This window comes from Candidatus Aminicenantes bacterium (genome assembly GCA_011049425.1).
GTDB lineage: Bacteria > Acidobacteriota > Aminicenantia > UBA2199 > UBA2199 > UBA876.
The window spans coordinates 1-17526 of the sequence record DSBM01000105.1 but is presented as its reverse complement, the minus strand read 5'-3'; the positions used below and the strand labels follow the sequence as shown (position 1 = coordinate 17526).

Sequence of the window (17526 nt, the reverse complement as noted above, 5' to 3'; positions counted from 1 at the left end):
GCGCTTCATCATGTAGGTGAAACTCACCTTGTGCCAGTGGACGAAGCGCGCGTTTGCGGCCAGGGCCACGCGATGGCCTCCCAGGACCAGACGCTTGGCAAAGAGCATGTCTTCGCCGTAGGGAACATCGGGGAAGCGCACCTCCAAAAGCAGGTCGCGGCGGACACAGGAGGCGCAGTTGTCGAAGTTGCACAAACGCCGCCGCAATTCAGGCGTAAAAAAATCCCAGCAGAAACGTGACACCGGTTCAACCAGTTGAATCACGTCCCGGTACCAGCTGTTGTGAAGCCAGGCGTCAACCGGGTCAGAAGTAGCGGGGTCGATCTGCCAGACCCCGTATGCCGCCGGTGCCCGGCCTTCGCGCACGGGCTGGGTGAGGGCCGCCAAGAAATCGCTTCCCTGGGGAATGATGTCATCCGTAAAGAACGCCACCATGTCGCCGGCGGCCAGGGACGCGGCGCGCATGCGCGTGCCGCTGTGGCTGAATTCCCCAATCGAAACATGTTCCACGCGGCGCGGATCCAGTTCCAGGGATTCCAGGTATTCCCGGGTCCCGTCGGTGGATGCATTGTCCATAAAGATGTACTCCACCGCATGGGGGAAATCCTGGCGTTCAAGCGCGGCAACCAGCCGTTGAATCACGTTCATGGAGTTGCGGGTCAGAATAACGATGGAGAGCAGGGGTTTCATGATGTTTGCGGATCGGTGTAGTGTTTGAGGCGCTCGCTGAAGAATTCCCGCACTTCGCGCGTGAAGCGGGGGCGATCAAAGCGTTGGCTGGCTTCCAGGGCCGCGCGGCCGCAACTTTGCCTCAGATCGGCGTCGTTGATCAGGCGGCGGGTGTGGCGGATCAACTCCTCAAGGGTGCGCACGCGGAAGCCGGTTACTCCGGGTTCCACGATCTCACGCTGGCCTCCGCCGTCGAAAACAACCGGAACCAGCCCGTTCTGCATGGCTTCACCGATGGTCATGCCGAAGTGTTCCACCAGGGCCGGGTCGGTCTGGTGCAAACCGCACAAGTGCCAGAACACCGAAGCCCGCAGGTACAACGCACGCAACTCTTCGGAACTGATGTTGACGCGCAAGCGGATACGGGTATCCCCCGTGGCGCGGATTTTTTGCTTCAGGTCTTCCAGGTAGGGGTTGTTTTCCGGACTTCCTCCCGCCAACACCAGGCGCCAGTCACGGGTTTCCTGCGGAAAGCGGCGGCGCAGGGAAAGAAACGCTTCAACCATCTCTTTCTGGCGTTTGCTTCCTCCCTGCTCAAATCGGGCCACCGAGAGAATGATGGGGTCTTTTTCTTCGGGCTTTTCCGCAGGAGGCATATCCACCGGGGGGTAGATGTGCACATGGGGAGTGAATTTCCATTTTTTTTCGATCCATTCGGCCGTGTACAAACTATTGAATATTACCGTATCGTAGCGGTCGGCGTAAAAATAGGCGCCGGGGCGGCGTTCGGGAAAATGACATACCATGGTGGATATTTCCGCCAGGGGGAAAACCATCTCGTTCATGCTGTTGTTGATGAATATGTCAAAGCCCCCGCTCAGGCGGCTGACCCGGTGAAAGGGGTTGGCCATGCGCCGGGTGATGCGGGCGGGATCAATGTGGGCGCCGGCGTCGGCGAATTCCGGCAGCTCAATGGTCTGATAACGGCAGGCGGACAGGTCCATGCCGTACCAGTCACGGATGGACGCCGGTTCCATGGGACGGTGGGTCAGGATGGTGATGTCAAAATCCGCTTTCAGGGCGTCCAGCATGGTCAATCCGTATTTCTGTCCTCCGCCGATAATGTGCAGGGTGTGGTCGTACAGGGCCAGGGTGGGGCGGCGCATTCCCAGGGCCACTTCCATACGCAGGATGAGGTTCATGGCGCGGGCGGGGCCTTGACGGGAGCGCAGCCACTGGGCCGCGGCACGCAGCGCGCGGGGGAATCCCCCCTGGGTACCCTCGGACGCCAGGTTCTTGAGCGCTTTGAGCAGGTAGTCCCGCTGTCCGTTCCCGGGCAATGAATGCAGCAGACGGTCCAATTCGCTTCCCCGGGGGATGCGCGAAAACAGGGCGGCGGACAGCTGCTTTTCAAGTCCGGTGCCGGTCATGGTCGGAACTCCTCATCATGGTCTGTTTTTTTTTCCTGAAGGGATTCCAGCTCGCGTCTTTCCGCCAATTCACGCGTGATCCGGTCCAGGCTGGATTGCAGGCGGCGCAGGCGGATGAATGACGCCAGTTGCAGGGTCACGCATTCGGTGTTGAAGCGGCGCTGACGTTCCAGGATGGAGTGGGTATACAGGTTGAGCACTTTCATGATCAGGCGTTTGACGCGCACGATGATCGGCCCCAGGAAGCGGCGGTGCGAAGTGATTTCCGAAGGGACGGGGCGGGGATCAATGGCGTCATTCAGGATGGAAAGTTGATCCCCCATCCAGGCGCTCAACTCCCGGTCCGACATTTCCCAGAGATCAACGGGATAGTGCCGGTCAATGGTTTCGCCGGCCAGGTCCGCCACGCCGGCCGCAGAGCGGTACCAGATGGATACATCTTTTTTTACATCCTGGATCTCGGCCTTGATTTTTTCCGTGTCCATTGTTTCCTGTCCGGGCGCACTATACCACAATTTTTGTCATCTCCACAACGGGGTGCGGGCAAAACCAACGGTCTTGATCTAATGCGGTTTCTATGGTAAAAAACGATATGCTCGATTTGAACCTTTCTTTCCTGGTTATTCTCGGCCTGGTGTGGATCCTCATGCTCATTTTGAACCGCTTGTTCTTTGCTCCGATCGGCGACACCATCAACCGGCGCGAAGCCATGGTGGCGGAAGATGAGCGCAGGCTGGAGGAACTCAACACCGGCATCCAGGAAGGAACACGGAACCTCGAGACATCATTGAACCAGGCGCGGCAGCAGTCTTTGAAATTGCGCGAAGAATTGATCGAGCACGGCGAATCCACCCGGGAGGAGCTGGTTGCCGACGCCCGGCGCAGCGCCCGCGAAACCATGGAAAAAGAGATGTCGCGGTTAGAGAAAGAGATTCAATCCGCCGAGGCCCGTTTAAAAGAACAGGCGGATGAATTCAGCGCCAAAATCAGCGAGATATTTCAATGAACACCCGCGCAACGGTGTTTTTGCTTCTTTTCCTTTTGCTCAGCCTGACGGCCTGGGGTGCGGAAGGCGAGGGTCATGGTTTCGACTGGATGGGTTTTCTGGGCAAAGTGTTTAACTCCACCGTTCTTTTCGGGGGATTGATTTACGTGATGCGCAAACCCCTGATCCGCCTGCTGAGCGAACAGTCGAAAAACCTGCGCGTAGAGATCGAGGCGCGACGCGAATCCATTCAGGCATCCGCCGGAGACTATGAGTCCCTGAAAAAACGCCTGGATAGCCTGGAATCCGAAATCAAAGAGATCACCCGCCAGGCGGAAGAGAACGGTAAACGCGAGCGTTCGCGCGTCGAAGCGGAAGGCCGGGCCGAAGCGGAACGCATCGCCAAGCTCACGCAAGAGGAAATCGCCAACCGCGTGGATGCCGCGGTGCGGCGCCTGAAGGCGCGGGTGGCTGAAATGGCCATCCAGCGTTTCCGGGAGGATATCCAGGACCAACTGGACAGTGACCGGCATCGACGCATCATGGAAAAAAACATCGAAATCAGTGGAGAAGTCATTGGCCGCAAGTAGCCTGTCCAAGCGCTATGCTTTGGGCCTGATCAAGGCTGTCAAGTCAGAGAAAGAATACAACTCCGTAAAATCGCAGTTGCAGGAATTTCAACGCCTGCTTGCCGGCAGCGAAGAGTTTCTGGCCGGACTGGTCACGCCCAAGCTCTCGCGTGACCAGAAAATGGAATTAATCGACGTGGTGAAACATGGCGCCGCGTTTGATCAGAAGACGGTGAATTTTATTTCCACCCTGGTAGAGGAAAACCGGGTGGAGCGATTGAGTGAAATTCTTGAGGTGATGGATGATTTGTGGCTGGAGAGCCGGGGAATTGAGAAAATGCAGGTCTCTTCCGCGGTGGCCATGGATGACGCCCTGAAATCCAGGTTGCAGTCAAAACTGGAAAACGTTTTAAGCAAACCGGTGCATCTTGTGTATTCCATTGATCCCGAACTGATTGCCGGGATCCGTATCCAGCGGGGATCCGTGGCCTACGACCTGTCCGTGGCCGGGAACCTGCGCAAACTCCAACGGCGTATCGTGGGCGCCGGAAACGGGGATGGTGAATCCGCCCCGGTTCCTTCCCAACAGGAGCTCTGAATGCAAATCAACGTGGAAGAGATCAGCGAGCTGATCCGCCAGAAGATCGAAGGCTTCAAGCTGGATTTCGACAAAGAAGAAACCGGCATTGTCATCTCGGTGGGTGATGGTATCGCCCAGTTGTACGGCCTGGACAACGTCATGGCCAATGAATTGCTTGATTTTCCCGGGGATATCAAGGGCATTGCCATGAACCTGGAAGAAGACAACGTCGGCGCCGTGATCCTGGGCGAGGCCCACCACATCAAGGAGGGTGATGTGGTCCATCGCACCGGCCGGATTATCTCGGTTCCCGTGGGAGATCCCCTGGTGGGACGGGTGGTCAACCCGCTGGGTGAACCGCTGGACGACCTCGGACCTATTGAATCCAAAGACTACCTGCCCATTGAACGCATCGCTCCCGGAGTGGTCGACAGACTCCCCGTAAAAGAACCGTTGCAGACCGGCATCAAGGCCGTGGACGCCATGATCCCCATCGGCCGCGGCCAGCGCGAATTGATTATCGGTGACCGCCAGACCGGAAAAACCGCCATCGCCCTCGACACCATCATTAACCAGAAAGGCAAGGATGTCATCAGCATTTACGTGGCCATCGGCCAAAAGCTGTCCACCGTGGCCCAGATCATCAAGAGCCTCAAGGATACCGGCGCCATGGACTACTCCATCGTGGTGGTGGCCGCGGCGTCCGATCCCGCGGCGCTGCAGTACATTGCGCCCTATGCCGGTTGTGCCATGGGGGAATATTTTCGGGACCGCGGCGGCCACTCCCTGTTGATCTACGATGACTTGTCCAAGCATGCCGCCGCCTATCGCGAAATATCACTGCTGCTGCGCCGCCCGCCCGGCCGCGAAGCCTTTCCCGGAGACGTATTCTACCTTCACTCCCGGCTGCTGGAGCGTGCCGCCAAGCTGAACGAGGAGAAAGGCGGCGGTACGTTGACCGCGCTGCCCATTATTGAAACCCAGGCTTCCGATGTTTCGGCCTACATTCCCACCAACGTCATTTCCATTACCGACGGTCAGATCTATTTGTTGCCCGAGTTGTTCAACGCCGGCCTGCGTCCGGCCATCGATGTGGGCATTTCCGTGTCCCGTGTCGGCGGAAACGCCCAGATCAAGGCCATGAAACAGGTGGCGGGATCCTTGAAGCTGGACCTGGCCCAGTTCCGCGAACTGGCCGCCTTCACCCAGTTCGGCACCGATCTGGACAAGGCCACGATGTCGCAACTGGAGCGGGGCAAACGCCTCTCACAACTTCTCAAGCAGGACCAGTATCAGCCCATGCCCGTGGAAAACCAGATCCTGGTGATTTTTGCCGGCACCCACGGCTACCTGGATGAGTTTCCCGTAGACGCGGTGGATCGTTACGAAAAACAGTTGCTCTCGCATGCGAACGCCAACCATCCGCAGGTATTGAGAGAGATCCGGGAGAAGCGCGAAATCAGTCCGGAATTGGAGTCCACTATCGAAAGCCTGCTCAAGGAGTTCGCTGAGTTGTTCCGCGATGAAAAAAGCGAAAATTCCGGAGAATAAGCCACTGCCATGTCTGCAAACCTGATCGAACTGCGTCGCCGCATCCGCTCCATCCGCAACACCCGCAAAATCACCCGCGCCATGAAAACCATATCCGCCGCCAAGTTGCGCAAAAGCGTGGTGGAAATAAACAAGGCCCGGCCATATCTGAAGCGGGTGGAAGAATTGCTGCGGCGTTTGCATCGTGAAGTGGATCCCCAACGCTTTCCCCTGCTGCAGGTCCGCGAAGAGGGCGACCGCGTGTTGGTCGTGCTTACCGGCGACAAAGGCTTGTGCGGGGCTTTCAACTCACACATCATGCGCCGTATGAGCGAATTCCTGGAGGAGTCCCGTCGTGAGGACCAGGCGGTGCGGCTGGTCACCCTGGGCAACCGCGGCCATGCCCATTGCATCCGCCGCGACATCGCGGTTGAACGCAATTTTCCCGGCATCATGGCGCACACTTCTCACGATGACGCCGGCCAGGTGACGGAATTCCTTTCAGAGTTGTTTCTTGAGCATCAAGTCCGGGACATCTCGTTTCTGTACACGGAGTTTGCCAGCGCTTCCCGCCAGGAAGTGACGCTGAAAACCGTTTTCCCCATCCTTTATCGAGCGGATGAAAATGAGGATGCCGAAGAAAAGGAAAAAGAGCGCGAAACCATCTATGAACCATCCGCGGAAGCGGTTTTCGCCGCCATTCTGCCGCGCTTCCTCAGGTCCCGCATTTTTCAATTGTTGATGGAATCACAGGCTTCGGAACACGCCGCACGCATGATGGCCATGGATCTGGCCAGCCGCAATGCCGGCGATATGATTCAATCGCTGACGTTGATACTCAACAAGGCGCGCCAGGCTTCAATCACGAATGAACTGCTGGAAATCATCACCGCCACGGAAGCGTTGAAGAATCAATAGGAGGAACAGTGAACAAAGCAGAAGAGAAACCTCAAAATACGGGAAAGGTGATTGAAGTCATCGGCCCGGTGGTGGATGTTGAATTCCCCGAAGGCAAACTGCCTCCCATCTACAACGCCGTGGAAATCACTTCCGAGGGCTATGAAGTGGATCCTCCCATGCGCATTATTACGGAAGTTCAGTACCACCTGGGAGAAAACCGCGTGCGCACCGTTTCCATGAATTCCACCGACGGCCTGGTCCGTGGCATGAAGGCGGTGGACACGAATGAACCCATCACCGTTCCGGTGGGCCGCGAGGTCCTGGGCCGGATAATCAACGTGATCGGTGATCCGGTGGACAACAAGGGGCCGTTAAACACAAAGGAACGTCTGCCCATCCATCGCCCCGCTCCCGAACTGGGGGAACAGGACACCAGCCTCGAGATGTTTGAAACCGGAATCAAGGTGATCGACCTGCTCGAACCTTACCTGAAGGGCGGAAAAATCGGCCTGTTCGGCGGAGCCGGCGTGGGCAAGACCGTGCTCATCATGGAGATGATCAACAATGTGGCCAAGAAGCACGGCGGATTGACCGTTTTCGCCGGAGTGGGCGAGCGGACCCGGGAAGGTAACGACCTCCTGCTGGAGATGACCGAATCCGGCGTCATCGACAAGACCGCACTGATTTACGGCCAGATGACCGAACCTCCGGGTGCGCGTTTGCGGGTGGCATTGACGGGTCTGACCGTGGCCGAGCATTTCCGCGACTCCGAAAGCCTGGATACTCTGCTTTTCATCGACAATATCTTTCGTTTCACCCAGGCGGGCTCTGAAGTGTCCGCCACCCTGGGACGCATGCCTTCAGCCGTGGGTTACCAGCCCAACCTGGCCACCGAGATGGGGGAGTTGCAGGAACGCATCACCTCGACCCGCAAGGGTTCGATCACATCGGTGCAGGCGATCTACGTTCCCGCCGACGACTATACCGATCCCGCTCCCGCCACCACCTTCGCCCACCTGGACGCCACCACCAACCTCAGCCGCCAATTGACCGAGATCGGAATTTATCCCGCCGTGGATCCGCTATCTTCCTACTCGCGCATCCTGGATCCCCGCGTGATCGGCGAAGACCACTACCGGGTGGCGCGCATGGTCAAAGAGATCCTGCAACGCTATGAAGAACTTCAGGACATTATCGCCATCCTGGGCATGGAGGAGTTGTCCGACGAAGACAAGATGACGGTCAACCGCGCGCGCAAGATCCAGAAATTCCTTTCCCAACCCTTTTTCGTGGCCCACGAGTTTACCGGCCGTGAAGGAAAATACGTGGAAATCAAGGATACCATCCGTTCTTTCCGCGAATTGGCGGAAGGCAAGTACGACGACCTGCCGGAACAGGCGTTCTACATGTGCGGCGGTATCGAAGATGTCATCGCCAACGCCAAGAAGATGGGGTATTAATGGCCGAACTGGTGGAGTTGGAGATCATTACCGCCCAGAGGATGCTGGTCCGCACCCAGGTAAGCGAGGTCTACGTGCCGGCCGCAAACGGCCAGGCCGGGATCCTGCACCATCACCTGCCCTACACGGCATTGCTGGGCATGGGGGAGGTCAGCTACGTGGACGCCTCCGGCAAACGCCACGGGCTTTTTCTGCGGCAGGGGCTGGTGGAAACCGCGGATAACCGCGTGGTGATCCTGGCGGAACGGGTAGTGACCGCGGATGAACTGCAAAAGGATGAACTGGAAAAAGAGATGCGGGAAGTGAAACAGGCCATTCGCGGGGCGTTATCTGGCGAGACCTCGCCGGAAGAGCTGGAGAGCGCCCTGGCACGCGAACGCGAACTCGACGTGATGCAAAAAATCGTCAAAACCTCTGCCGCTTCAACTTGAAAAAGCCATGAAAGAGCCGTCGCGAAACTGGTTCCCCGCGGGTTTGGCCGCATTCACCCTTGTCGTTGCACTGCTGGCATACCCGTCGACCGGGGCCGGAACCAATTTCACCACCGCGATCATGGCCGCGGGCGCCTGCCTGGGCTGGGCCGCGATCATCCTGTTTCTGCACGGCCGGCGCCGCACCCTGATCGCCCACCTGGTGGTGGCGATGGCTGTGCCGTTATGTACACGTTTAATGCCGGGCTTTTTCCCCTGGGAGCCATACCGGCATTGGTACCTGTACGGGTTGATGCTGTTCAGCTTTCTGGGCCTGATCCTGTTTGTGCGCACCCAGAAACCCTACCAACCCTAAAAGTAGCGAAAAATTTTCCGCCCGTATGCCTGCCACCTGCCTGTCCTTGTAGAAGGTAGAACGTAGAAGGTAGAAAAAAGCATTAACAGGTTTTTGGTTTTCACTTTCGACTTTAAACTTTCGACTTTCGACTTAGTGCCCCCGTCCATTCTTCCTATTTCCCGCTTTTCGGAATCATGCACAAAAACTTCAGGGGGGTTTTGCCGGTATTGCGGAATTGGTGAACTTCGCCGGGCATGACCAGCACGAAACTGCCTGAACGTATCGGCCTCGGCCCGGTCTCACTCACGGCCTCGCCCTCGCCCTCGAGCACGTACACTTCGTGCTCCCAGTCATGTTGATGGCGTGGAGAATAGCCTCCGGGCTGCACTTCGAACAGCCGCATCCAGAATCCCGGTGCCGGGGAATCTTCGCCGATCAGCCAGCGGATAGTGACCCCCTTGGCTTCCGCATGCTCCACTTTCCGGGCGGGTACTTCCGTATACGATTTCGAAATCATGATTATTGCCTCCAATTATCGGAACCTCCCGCAACGACCCGTTTCGGGAACGATTTCCTTTTTTCTTTGCCGCAAGCATTGTACGTCACCCCGGCGGCCGGTTCAAGCGATTTGTTGTTCCGGCCGTGAACAGTGTGTATAATCAGGCGTAATGGGGATGATATGACGGCGCGGATGCCACAACGGGAAAAGTTTTCACGAAGGGACGTGGAGCGCTTGACTCGTCTCGGCGGCCGGGTTCTGGACTATTGGGAAAAAGAGTTCGGCAACCTGGCGCCCATCACGGGAATAAGCGGTGAAAAAATATACTCGCGCCGCGACGTGGAAACCCTGATTCAAATCAAGCATTGGCTGATTGAAGAGCGCCTGGGGAAAGACGAAGTGCGCCGCCGCCTGGAGCATCCCGTAGCGGTCGATTCCGGAGAGGCGCCGCCACAAAAACCCCGCCCCCAACCATTGAACGAAGTCCGCACCCGATTACGGGAGATATTGACAATCCTGGACAAAAGTGATACAAACTGACTTGGCCGGGACGTGGCGCAGTCTGGTAGCGTACACGCTTGGGGTGCGTGTGGTCGGTGGTTCAAATCCACTCGTCCCGACCATTTCTTTTTCCCTTTTTTCCGGGCGATGTTGGCCTGGAGCAAAAAGTTTACATTGATTCTTAATGAAACCGGAAAAGACCATACTTTTAACCAATGACGACGGCATCCACGCGCCGGGACTACAGATCATAAGAAATCGACTCGCCGGCGCATACGAAGTCATAACCGTTGCCCCGGACCGCGAGCGCAGCGCCGTCAGCATGGGCATCACCCTGACGCGCCCCCTGCGCATACGGCGGGAATCTCCTGACCAGGTGGCGGTCGATGGAACCCCGTCCGACTGCATCAACCTGGGGTTGCAGGCCGTGATGTCCAATCTTCCCGACCTGGTGGTTTCCGGCATGAACCAGGGCGAGAACCTCAGCTACGACGTGTTCTATTCCGGGACCGTGGGAGCCGCTTTCACCGCCCACCTTTACGGCTTGCCCGCCCTGGCGGTGTCGATGATTCCCACGCTGAATGACGCCGGCGACCTGGTGTTTGATTTCGTCTCCGCGGCGGACCTGACAGCCGATGTCATTCGCCGCCTCTTGCCGGTGGCGCGCAAATCAGTGGTGTACAATCTCAACATTCCAAACGGGGCAAAAAAGGTGCGCGTCACCTCCCTGGGTGACAAGCGCTATCACCCGGAAGTGGTTGAAACCCGTGATCCCCGTGGACACCGCGCCTACTGGCTGGGAACGGGGCGGCCGGAATACCATGGTGACGGCGATTCCGACGTAATCACCGTGCAGGAAGGCGACGCGTCTTTAAGCATTCTGCTTTACGATCTGAACGCCGCGGATGAATGCAACCATTTAAAGGCGGTGTTTTCGTGAAACCCAACCTGATGCGACGTTTGTACAACTGGGTGCTGGCCTGGACGGAACGCCCTTCGGCAGCGGTGGCCCTTTTCGTGCTGGCTTTCGCCGAGAGCAGTTTTTTCCCCATTCCCCCGGACGTACTTTTGATCCCACTGGTGTTGGGCGCCCGCAAACGCTGGTTTCGCCTGGCCCTGCTGGTGACGACCGCTTCCGCCCTGGGCGGGATGTTCGGATACTTCATCGGCTGGAAGTTGTGGTGGACCCTTTCCGGCGAGTTCACCCCGGTGGCGGAGTTCTTTTTCCGCGTGATTCCCGGCTTCACCCGGGAACTGTTTCACACCATGCAGGTCAAGTACGATCTGTACAACTTCTGGATCGTGTTTACCGCCGGTTTCACACCCATTCCCTACAAGATCATCACCATCTCCGCCGGCGCCTTCAAGGTCGGGTTTCCCGTTTTCCTGGTCGCCTCCATCGTTTCGCGCGGGGTGCGGTTCTTTATCATCGCCTTCCTGGTGCATCATTTCGGCGAACCCATCCGCCGCGCCATCGACAAGTACTTCAACTGGCTGGCCCTGGTGTTTACCGTGCTGCTGATCGTCGGCTTTATCCTGCTCAAGCAGGTGTTCTAATAAAGTTGAAAAGTTGAGGAGGGAAGATGTAGGGGCGACCGGCCGGTCGCCCACGAACCGGAAATTTCAACAAAACCACGGAACACACGGAAGGGGAAAAAACATCAGGTATCAGGTGGCAGGGAGGCAGGCCCTTTGTCCCTTGCCATTCGCCCCTGGCCCCTTGCCCTTTGCTCCAGGGCGCTGAATAAGGAACAAAGAAGAAGAAATAAAAAAGCACTCACTGCTTTTTTCTACGTTCTACAGGGCGGCCACGGGGAGCCGTCCCTACACCTGCCACCTTATTTTTACTTTCGACTTTTCACTCGGGTTTCCTCTCCAACTTTCCAACTCTCCAACTGTTTTTGTTCTCCCCTCATCCATTTGCATTTATTTCCGCCGTTGGAGTAGGATAGTGCGGGAGTAAGAGATGAAGGCCAAGCAGAACCGGCAACGGTTTTTTGACGAGTTGAAAGACGCGAAGGATTTTTGTTTGCGCCACAACCGTCCGTTGGTCACGCTGGCGTACGCCCAGAGCCTGGACGGCAGTATCGCCTCCTGGGACCGCAGCAAACTGCAGCTCAGCGGTAGTGAATCCCTGGACTTGACCCATCAACTGCGGGCGGGTCATGATGCCGTCCTGCTGGGCAGCGGCACCGCGCTGCGTGAAGACCCGCGCCTGACCGTGCGCAGGAACATCGAGGGCCGTCAGCCCGTCCCCGTTATCCTGGATTCGCGCCTGCGTATTCCACCCGATGCCCGCGTATTCAATGAACCGTCACGCACCCCCATCCTGGTGGTAAACGAAGAGTTGCCCGAAAAACAGGTGAAAGCGTTTCCCCCCGATCGCGCCCGCATCCTGCCTTGCCGCGGGTTCCCCAACGGGAACCTGGATCTCGTGATCCTGTTGTCCATGCTGGTTCAGGAAGGCATATCCAGCCTGATGGTGGAGGGGGGTATCCAGGTGATCACGTCGTTCATGGCCCTGCGCATCCCGGACTGGCTGGTGATAACCGTGGTTCCCGCCATGGCCGCGGGCCTTCCCGCCCTGGAAGGCCTGGGGCCCCGCCGGCCGAGCTGTATCCGCCTGCTGGATTGGGCCTGGGAAGCCTGCGGGGAAGACATGCTGGTGTGGGCGCGTCCCCAATGGAGCAGCGGCCATCACCACGACCGCTTTCAACCGGTTAAGGATTGCCATGAACCGGAATGAACTAAAAAAACCCCGCGTGGGCATCAGTACCTGCCTGCTGGGTTTCAAAGTGCGCTACGACGGCGGACACAAACTGGACCATTTCCTGAAAGACACTCTGGGAAAGTTCGTGGAGTGGGTGCCGGCCTGTCCCGAAATGGAAGCGGGTTTCGGCGTGCCCCGGGAGGCTTTCCGCCTGGTGGGGGAGGTGGACGCCCCCCGCCTGGTCACCAACCGCACGGGAAAAGACGTAACGGAACGCATGCAGGCATGGACACGCGGACGCCTGGATCAATTAGAGGATGAATCCCTGTGCGGCTTCGTGTTCAAGGCCAAGTCGCCGTCCAGCGGCATGGAGCGGGTCAAGGTCTACAACCCCAAGGGCGTCCCGGTCAAGCAGGGCGTGGGCATCTTCGCCCGCGCCTTCATGGATCGTTTTCCCACCCTGCCGGTGGAAGAAGAAGGGCGCCTGCACGACATGGTATTGCGGGAAAATTTCATTGTGCGCGTATTTGCGTATTTCCGCTGGCGCGACCTGCCGGCGAACCGTCGCAACCTGGGCGGCCTGGTCGATTTCCACTCCCGCCACAAATTGCTCTTCATGGCCCACCAGCCCACCCTGGCGACTGAATTGGGCGCCATGGTGGCCCACGCGTCAAAACGCCCCCTGGACGAGGTGCTGGCCGAATACGAGGAACGCTTCATGGAGCTGTTGCGCCGCCGCGCCACCAGAAAATCCCACACCAACGTGCTTCACCACGTGATGGGATATTTTAAAAAACAACTGAAAGCCGACGAAAAGGCGGAACTTTTGGAAGTGATTGAGAATTACCACAAAGGATTGTTGCCCCTGATCGTGCCCCTGACCCTGCTCAACCACTACCAGCGCCTGTATCCGCACCAATACCTGGAGCGCCAGGTCTACCTCGACCCCGGCCCCCTGGAACTGCAACTGCGCAACCATGTGTAGAACGCCTGATGCCGACTAGTGGCAATGGGCTGGGGTAGGCGTACTCAGTTGAAAGTCGAAAGTGAAAATAAGGAGACAGGTAGACAGGAAGACAGGTGTACGGGCGGTTCGTGAACTGCCCCCTAGAAAGCAGAAGGCAGAACCTAGAACAGTCATCACAGTTCGGCCGGATGCTGGAAAGCTTCCCGGCCGCTTACCTCATCACGATTCATGCAAGCCCAAAATTTGCAGAATTGAGAAAAATCCGCTATAATTACACCGAAATTGATTAAAAGGCATGTCTCCGGGATGGGAATAAAGAAAATCACCTGTTTTCTGTGGGCAATCGTTTGTCTGCTGACTTTCGCAAGCGGACTGCGGGCAAGCGACGATGATTCCGGCCAGAGCCACACCCGGCAAGTGGAATCCGCCGCCCTGCGCCTGATCTATTCTCCCATTGCCTACTACTCACCCGAAACCGACCTGGCCTACGGGGTGGCGGGCAGCGGCATTTTCCGCCTCAGCACCAAGGATGGCCGCAATCGTCCCTCCTCTATTTCCGCCCTGGCCATACACACGCAAAGAAAACAGTTTCAACTGCAACTCGAAACCGATCTCTACCTCAACCGCCTGGGCGCGCGCATCCGCGCCAAAATCAGCTATCTGAATTACCCCGACAAATTCTTCGGCATCGGCGCCCGCACCCAAACCCGGGATGAAGAGGTCTATACCTCGCGCAGCCTGGGGTTTTGCGTGTCGCTGGAGAAACTGGTCTGGTCGGCGCTGAGCCTGGGTGTGCGCGCGCAGTACGACACCTGGGACGTAGTTGAAACCCTCTCCGGCGGCCTGCTGGACAACGGCGCCTATATCGGCGCCGGCGGCGGCATTGTGGCCGGCATCGGTCTGATTGCCATCTGGGATTCCCGCGGCCGCGTCTACTCACCCATGTCCGGCACGCTGGTCAAGGCCCAGGCCGATTTCTTTTCCCGCTCCCTGGGAGCGGATTACGGCTTTTCCCGCTTTATCCTCGACGCGCGCAAATACCTCTCCCTGTTCCGCGGCCACGTGGTGGCCCTGCAGAGCCGGGCGGAACTGCAAAGTGGGGAAGTGCCGTTCAACTACCTGGCGCGCTTCGGCGGCATGTACGCCATGCGCGGTTATTATGATGGACGCTTCCGCGACCACAACCTGGTAATGGCCCAGGCGGAATACCGCATGCCCCTCTTCCGCCGCGTGGGCCTGGTGGGTTTCGTCGCGGCCGGAACCGTGGCGCCGACACTGGGCCAATTGGATCTTGCAAACCCACTATTGTCCGGCGGCGCCGGAGTGCGCTTCGTGTTCGACAAAAAAGAGCACATCGTGCTGCGCATGGACGTGGGCTTCGGCAAGGACTCATCCGGCATCTACTTCTCGATTTACGAGGCCTTTTAACCATGCCCGCAGCGGGCGCGCAACCCGCGCGAATCCGCGAATACACCCCACGGGATTACGCTCCCCTGATGCGCTTGTGGACAAGTTGCCGCCTGCCACTGAAACCCCATGGCCGGGATTCCCGGGAACGCCTGGAAAAAGAACTCCAAAACGGCCCGGGAAAATTGTGGCTGGCGGAAGAGAACGGACGGATTATCGGCGCCGTCCTGGCCACCCACGATTTCCGCAAGGGCTGGATCAACCGTTTGGCCGTTGATCCCTCTCTGCGCCGCCGGGGCCTGGGCCTGCGCCTGGCGCGCCTGGCCCTCAACTACCTGCAAAACGACTGCGACCTCCTGATCTCCGCCATCCTGATCGAGGGTGACAACCCCGAATCCGTGGCCCTGTTTTCGCGCCTGGGTTTCAAACCCCACCCCGACATCAAATACTACGCCCTGCGCGAATCCGACCAGGCCTGAGGAGGCGGCTTCTTTGACCGCGGGAAAAAACAGTTGGAGAGTAGGAAAGGAAAAGCTTTTGCCTCCTGCCACCTTTTATAAAACCCGAAATCCGAAAAAAGCTTCCGATTCCCGTCAAATTGGTCCACCCCTTACTTTCAACTTTGAGATCTGACCCCGAAGCGTGTAGCGATATTCGGCAGTTCACTCCAGGTGCGATTCTCTAGGCTTCGGCCCGCTTTTTTCTTGTTTGTTCCGCCCCACTGTTTAAAGAAGAACGGTACACCGGTTGAACCGCATTGATCCCGAATCTCGGTCACCCACTCCTTTTTCAGGGGACGTGCCCCCGGACCGGATTCGCCGCCAACAATACACCAGTCGATCCCGCTGAGGTCAAGCAGACCGATGGATCCAAGCAGAGGCTCGAACGATATGAATCGGACCTTGGACGGGACGCAGCGAAGATGGTCCAGCCGGTGCATATAGGCCGCGGTCTCCACGCTGACTCCCATCCACACATTCTCCGGCCACTCCAGATATGGGCTGAGTTCCAAGAGACGTTCAGACCGTTTTGTGAGCACCTGGAAGGAATGCCGGGAAGCCCCCCGCATCACATCGAAAACGCGCTGGATAAAATCAAGCGGTACATCCCGGTGAAAAAGGTCGCTCATGGAGTTTACAAACACCATCTGCGGCCGCCTCCACGTCAGCGGGTTATTCAGTACATGCTCGTGCAATGTCACCGTGAAGCCATTTGCATAATTGGGTTGACCCATGGCCCGCAGCCGCTTGGCCATGCGTTCGGCATAGCAGTTGGCACAGCCAGGGCTGATTTTGTCGCATCCCGTGACCGGATTCCAGGTGGACTCTGTCCATTCGATACCCGATTTCTGTGCCATCAGCGCAATCTCCTCAAAAGAGACGATGCAATTTCTTTGGCAATAGGCGCACCGCGTGGGTTCCCTGCGGCAAAACAAAACAGGTAAAGAGGATTGTTCCGTGAATTGCGGAGAACTCCAGGCTCTTCAACGACTCCCGAGAAGATTGTCTTGAGCCGTTCAATGAAATATCTACCGATTACTTCCCTGCTCTGCTTGATTACTTTTTCCTGCTCACAACCAAAAAGTGTCGTGGTTTTTTCAGTCCTATAGAACTCGTCATGCCAGTCTTCGGTTCCAAGAAGTAAATTCAGCCGTTTGCGCCATGAGTCCGGAATGTCTCCTGTTCGCGTAAGCAACCGATTTACACCGATTCCCATTGGAAACAAAACCCAGAGATCAATCGCCTTTGTTTTTGCTATGGCTTCGATGGTCTGCCAGTCCACCTGCATCCCGTAGGGGTCCAGTAGCAGTACCGCCCTGTGATTCTTCCATTTTTTTGTGCAAATATCCTGGATCTCGCTGTTCGCGTCTCTGTTCCGCACGATTATGTCAAGTTCAGGGTACTCTGACTTCAACTGCTCGAGCTGATGACAGCGTTTTGTGCTCTTCTCGATGAAGATGTACTTGTCGAATCGCGGTTCCGACCGAAGAGCCATTCTTGCCGATCCAGCAAGTAACCCCTGAGGTTCAGGCTCGGCCAGGTCTGGAAAAAGAAGGCTCAGGGAATCATTCGCAGCCTCACGCCGTTCCTCGCGATATCCGGTTCCGGCAAAAGCATCAATGTACGCTTTCCGAAACGGGGTGTTTTTCAGGGCAGTTGTGTATGTCTGCAAATACGCTTCAAGAACCTGCAGCTTTGCTGTAGTCCAATCACCACCAAATTGGAGCTCTTCCCCCCGAACTGGATCATCTTTCTGAATCATACTGTTTTCATTGTATAAAAAGTTCTTGTCGAAGTCGAACCTGATCGCATGACTTATACGCAATATTCTTGCCTTTTTCTATTGTGATCTTAAAACAGGCAGTACAAGCGGCTTATCACTTGAATTGACAAAAAACTTGATGGAATCGAAAGCCTATCATCTTGCAGAAACCAGATTTTGTCTTGTTTTGAGAATTCGTTTGGCCTAATATCTATTTACTTGACCTTGGGGTCCATGGATTCCAGGAAGGGAACGCACCACGATTCCGGGTGATCTACCCGCATGTCGG

Annotated in this window: 21 protein-coding genes and 1 tRNA gene; 16 read left to right on the top strand and 6 right to left on the bottom strand. The window is 57.1% G+C overall.

Translation table 11 applies throughout. The features are described from left to right. From ENN40_06640 to ENN40_06630, 3 genes are all read right to left on the bottom strand, one after another. A partial coding sequence (locus ENN40_06640; GenBank protein ID HDP95020.1) for a glycosyltransferase family 2 protein occupies positions 1-690 on the bottom strand: 690 nt, incomplete at its 3' end. After that, entirely contained in the window at positions 687-2099 is a 1413-nt protein-coding gene (locus tag ENN40_06635; GenBank protein ID HDP95019.1) for a glycosyltransferase, read from the bottom strand. The genes ENN40_06640 and ENN40_06635, both read right to left, overlap by 4 nt. Continuing rightward, complete coding sequence (locus ENN40_06630; GenBank protein ID HDP95018.1) at positions 2096-2584, bottom strand: hypothetical protein; 489 nt, start codon at positions 2582-2584, stop codon at positions 2096-2098. Before ENN40_06630 ends, ENN40_06635 begins: the two co-directional genes overlap by 4 nt. Positions 2585-2676: 92 nt before the next feature. On the opposite strand from ENN40_06630, the gene ENN40_06625 reads away from it, so the two are divergent. Genes ENN40_06625 through ENN40_06590 form a run of 8 tightly spaced genes read left to right on the top strand, consistent with a single transcriptional unit; the run spans position 2677 to position 8909 of the window. Next, positions 2677-3105: a hypothetical protein gene (locus tag ENN40_06625; protein HDP95017.1), complete on the top strand. Its 429-nt coding sequence runs from the start codon at positions 2677-2679 to the stop codon at positions 3103-3105. Beyond that, positions 3102-3674 carry a hypothetical protein gene (locus tag ENN40_06620; protein HDP95016.1) on the top strand — a complete coding sequence of 191 codons (573 nt, stop codon included), beginning with the start codon at positions 3102-3104 and terminating at the stop codon, positions 3672-3674. Before ENN40_06625 ends, ENN40_06620 begins: the two co-directional genes overlap by 4 nt. Further along, a complete protein-coding gene (gene atpH / locus ENN40_06615; protein ID HDP95015.1) occupies positions 3556-4251 on the top strand; it encodes an ATP synthase F1 subunit delta in 696 nt (231 codons plus the stop codon). Before ENN40_06620 ends, atpH begins: the two co-directional genes overlap by 119 nt. Beyond that, positions 4252-5784, top strand: a complete 1533-nt coding sequence (locus tag ENN40_06610) for a F0F1 ATP synthase subunit alpha (GenBank protein HDP95014.1) — start codon at positions 4252-4254, stop codon at positions 5782-5784. A 9-nt stretch (positions 5785-5793) separates the two neighbouring features. Continuing rightward, complete coding sequence (gene atpG, locus ENN40_06605; GenBank protein ID HDP95013.1) at positions 5794-6681, top strand: ATP synthase F1 subunit gamma; 888 nt, start codon at positions 5794-5796, stop codon at positions 6679-6681. 8 nt (positions 6682-6689) lie between these two features. Continuing rightward, positions 6690-8123 (top strand): F0F1 ATP synthase subunit beta, encoded by a 1434-nt coding sequence (atpD, locus tag ENN40_06600; protein ID HDP95012.1) that lies wholly within the window; start codon positions 6690-6692, stop codon positions 8121-8123. After that, complete coding sequence (atpC, locus tag ENN40_06595; protein ID HDP95011.1) at positions 8123-8554, top strand: ATP synthase F1 subunit epsilon; 432 nt, start codon at positions 8123-8125, stop codon at positions 8552-8554. The genes atpD and atpC overlap by 1 nt, the downstream gene beginning before the upstream one ends. 7 nt (positions 8555-8561) lie before the next feature. Next, positions 8562-8909: a hypothetical protein gene (locus ENN40_06590; protein ID HDP95010.1), complete on the top strand. Its 348-nt coding sequence runs from the start codon at positions 8562-8564 to the stop codon at positions 8907-8909. 154 nt (positions 8910-9063) lie between these two features. Here the strand turns inward: ENN40_06590 and ENN40_06585 are convergent, their stop codons facing one another. Next, on the bottom strand, positions 9064-9408 hold the full coding sequence (locus ENN40_06585; protein HDP95009.1) for a cupin domain-containing protein: 345 nt from the start codon (positions 9406-9408) through the stop codon (positions 9064-9066). Positions 9409-9570: 162 nt separating this feature from the next. Here ENN40_06585 and ENN40_06580 point away from each other — a divergent pair, with 162 nt between their 5' ends. From ENN40_06580 to ENN40_06545, 8 genes are all read left to right on the top strand, one after another. Then, on the top strand, positions 9571-9930 hold the full coding sequence (locus ENN40_06580) for a MerR family transcriptional regulator (protein HDP95008.1): 360 nt from the start codon (positions 9571-9573) through the stop codon (positions 9928-9930). A 6-nt stretch (positions 9931-9936) separates the two neighbouring features. Next, a tRNA-Pro gene (locus ENN40_06575) sits at positions 9937-10013 on the top strand. Positions 10014-10075: 62 nt separating this feature from the next. After that, positions 10076-10831 carry a 5'/3'-nucleotidase SurE gene (gene surE / locus ENN40_06570; protein HDP95007.1) on the top strand — a complete coding sequence of 252 codons (756 nt, stop codon included), beginning with the start codon at positions 10076-10078 and terminating at the stop codon, positions 10829-10831. Next, positions 10801-11448 carry a DedA family protein gene (locus ENN40_06565; protein ID HDP95006.1) on the top strand — a complete coding sequence of 216 codons (648 nt, stop codon included), beginning with the start codon at positions 10801-10803 and terminating at the stop codon, positions 11446-11448. Before surE ends, ENN40_06565 begins: the two co-directional genes overlap by 31 nt. A gap of 409 nt (positions 11449-11857) precedes the next feature. Next, a complete protein-coding gene (locus ENN40_06560; protein ID HDP95005.1) occupies positions 11858-12637 on the top strand; it encodes a RibD family protein in 780 nt (259 codons plus the stop codon). Beyond that, the gene (locus ENN40_06555; protein HDP95004.1) at positions 12624-13586 is read left to right on the top strand and encodes a DUF1722 domain-containing protein; all 963 of its coding nucleotides are present in this window, start codon (positions 12624-12626) and stop codon (positions 13584-13586) included. The genes ENN40_06560 and ENN40_06555 overlap by 14 nt, the downstream gene beginning before the upstream one ends. Before the next feature lie 288 nt (positions 13587-13874). Then, positions 13875-14996 (top strand): hypothetical protein, encoded by a 1122-nt coding sequence (locus ENN40_06550; protein HDP95003.1) that lies wholly within the window; start codon positions 13875-13877, stop codon positions 14994-14996. 2 nt (positions 14997-14998) lie between these two features. Beyond that, the gene (locus tag ENN40_06545; protein ID HDP95002.1) at positions 14999-15454 is read left to right on the top strand and encodes a GNAT family N-acetyltransferase; all 456 of its coding nucleotides are present in this window, start codon (positions 14999-15001) and stop codon (positions 15452-15454) included. A gap of 137 nt (positions 15455-15591) precedes the next feature. On the opposite strand, the gene ENN40_06540 is transcribed toward ENN40_06545, so the two are convergent. Together ENN40_06540 and tcmP are read right to left on the bottom strand one after the other, a co-directional pair. Beyond that, entirely contained in the window at positions 15592-16332 is a 741-nt protein-coding gene (locus ENN40_06540) for a phage Gp37/Gp68 family protein (protein ID HDP95001.1), read from the bottom strand. Continuing rightward, the gene (gene tcmP, locus ENN40_06535; GenBank protein HDP95000.1) at positions 16332-17237 is read right to left on the bottom strand and encodes a three-Cys-motif partner protein TcmP; all 906 of its coding nucleotides are present in this window, start codon (positions 17235-17237) and stop codon (positions 16332-16334) included. The genes ENN40_06540 and tcmP overlap by 1 nt, the downstream gene beginning before the upstream one ends. Positions 17238-17526: the final 289 nt, after the last annotated feature.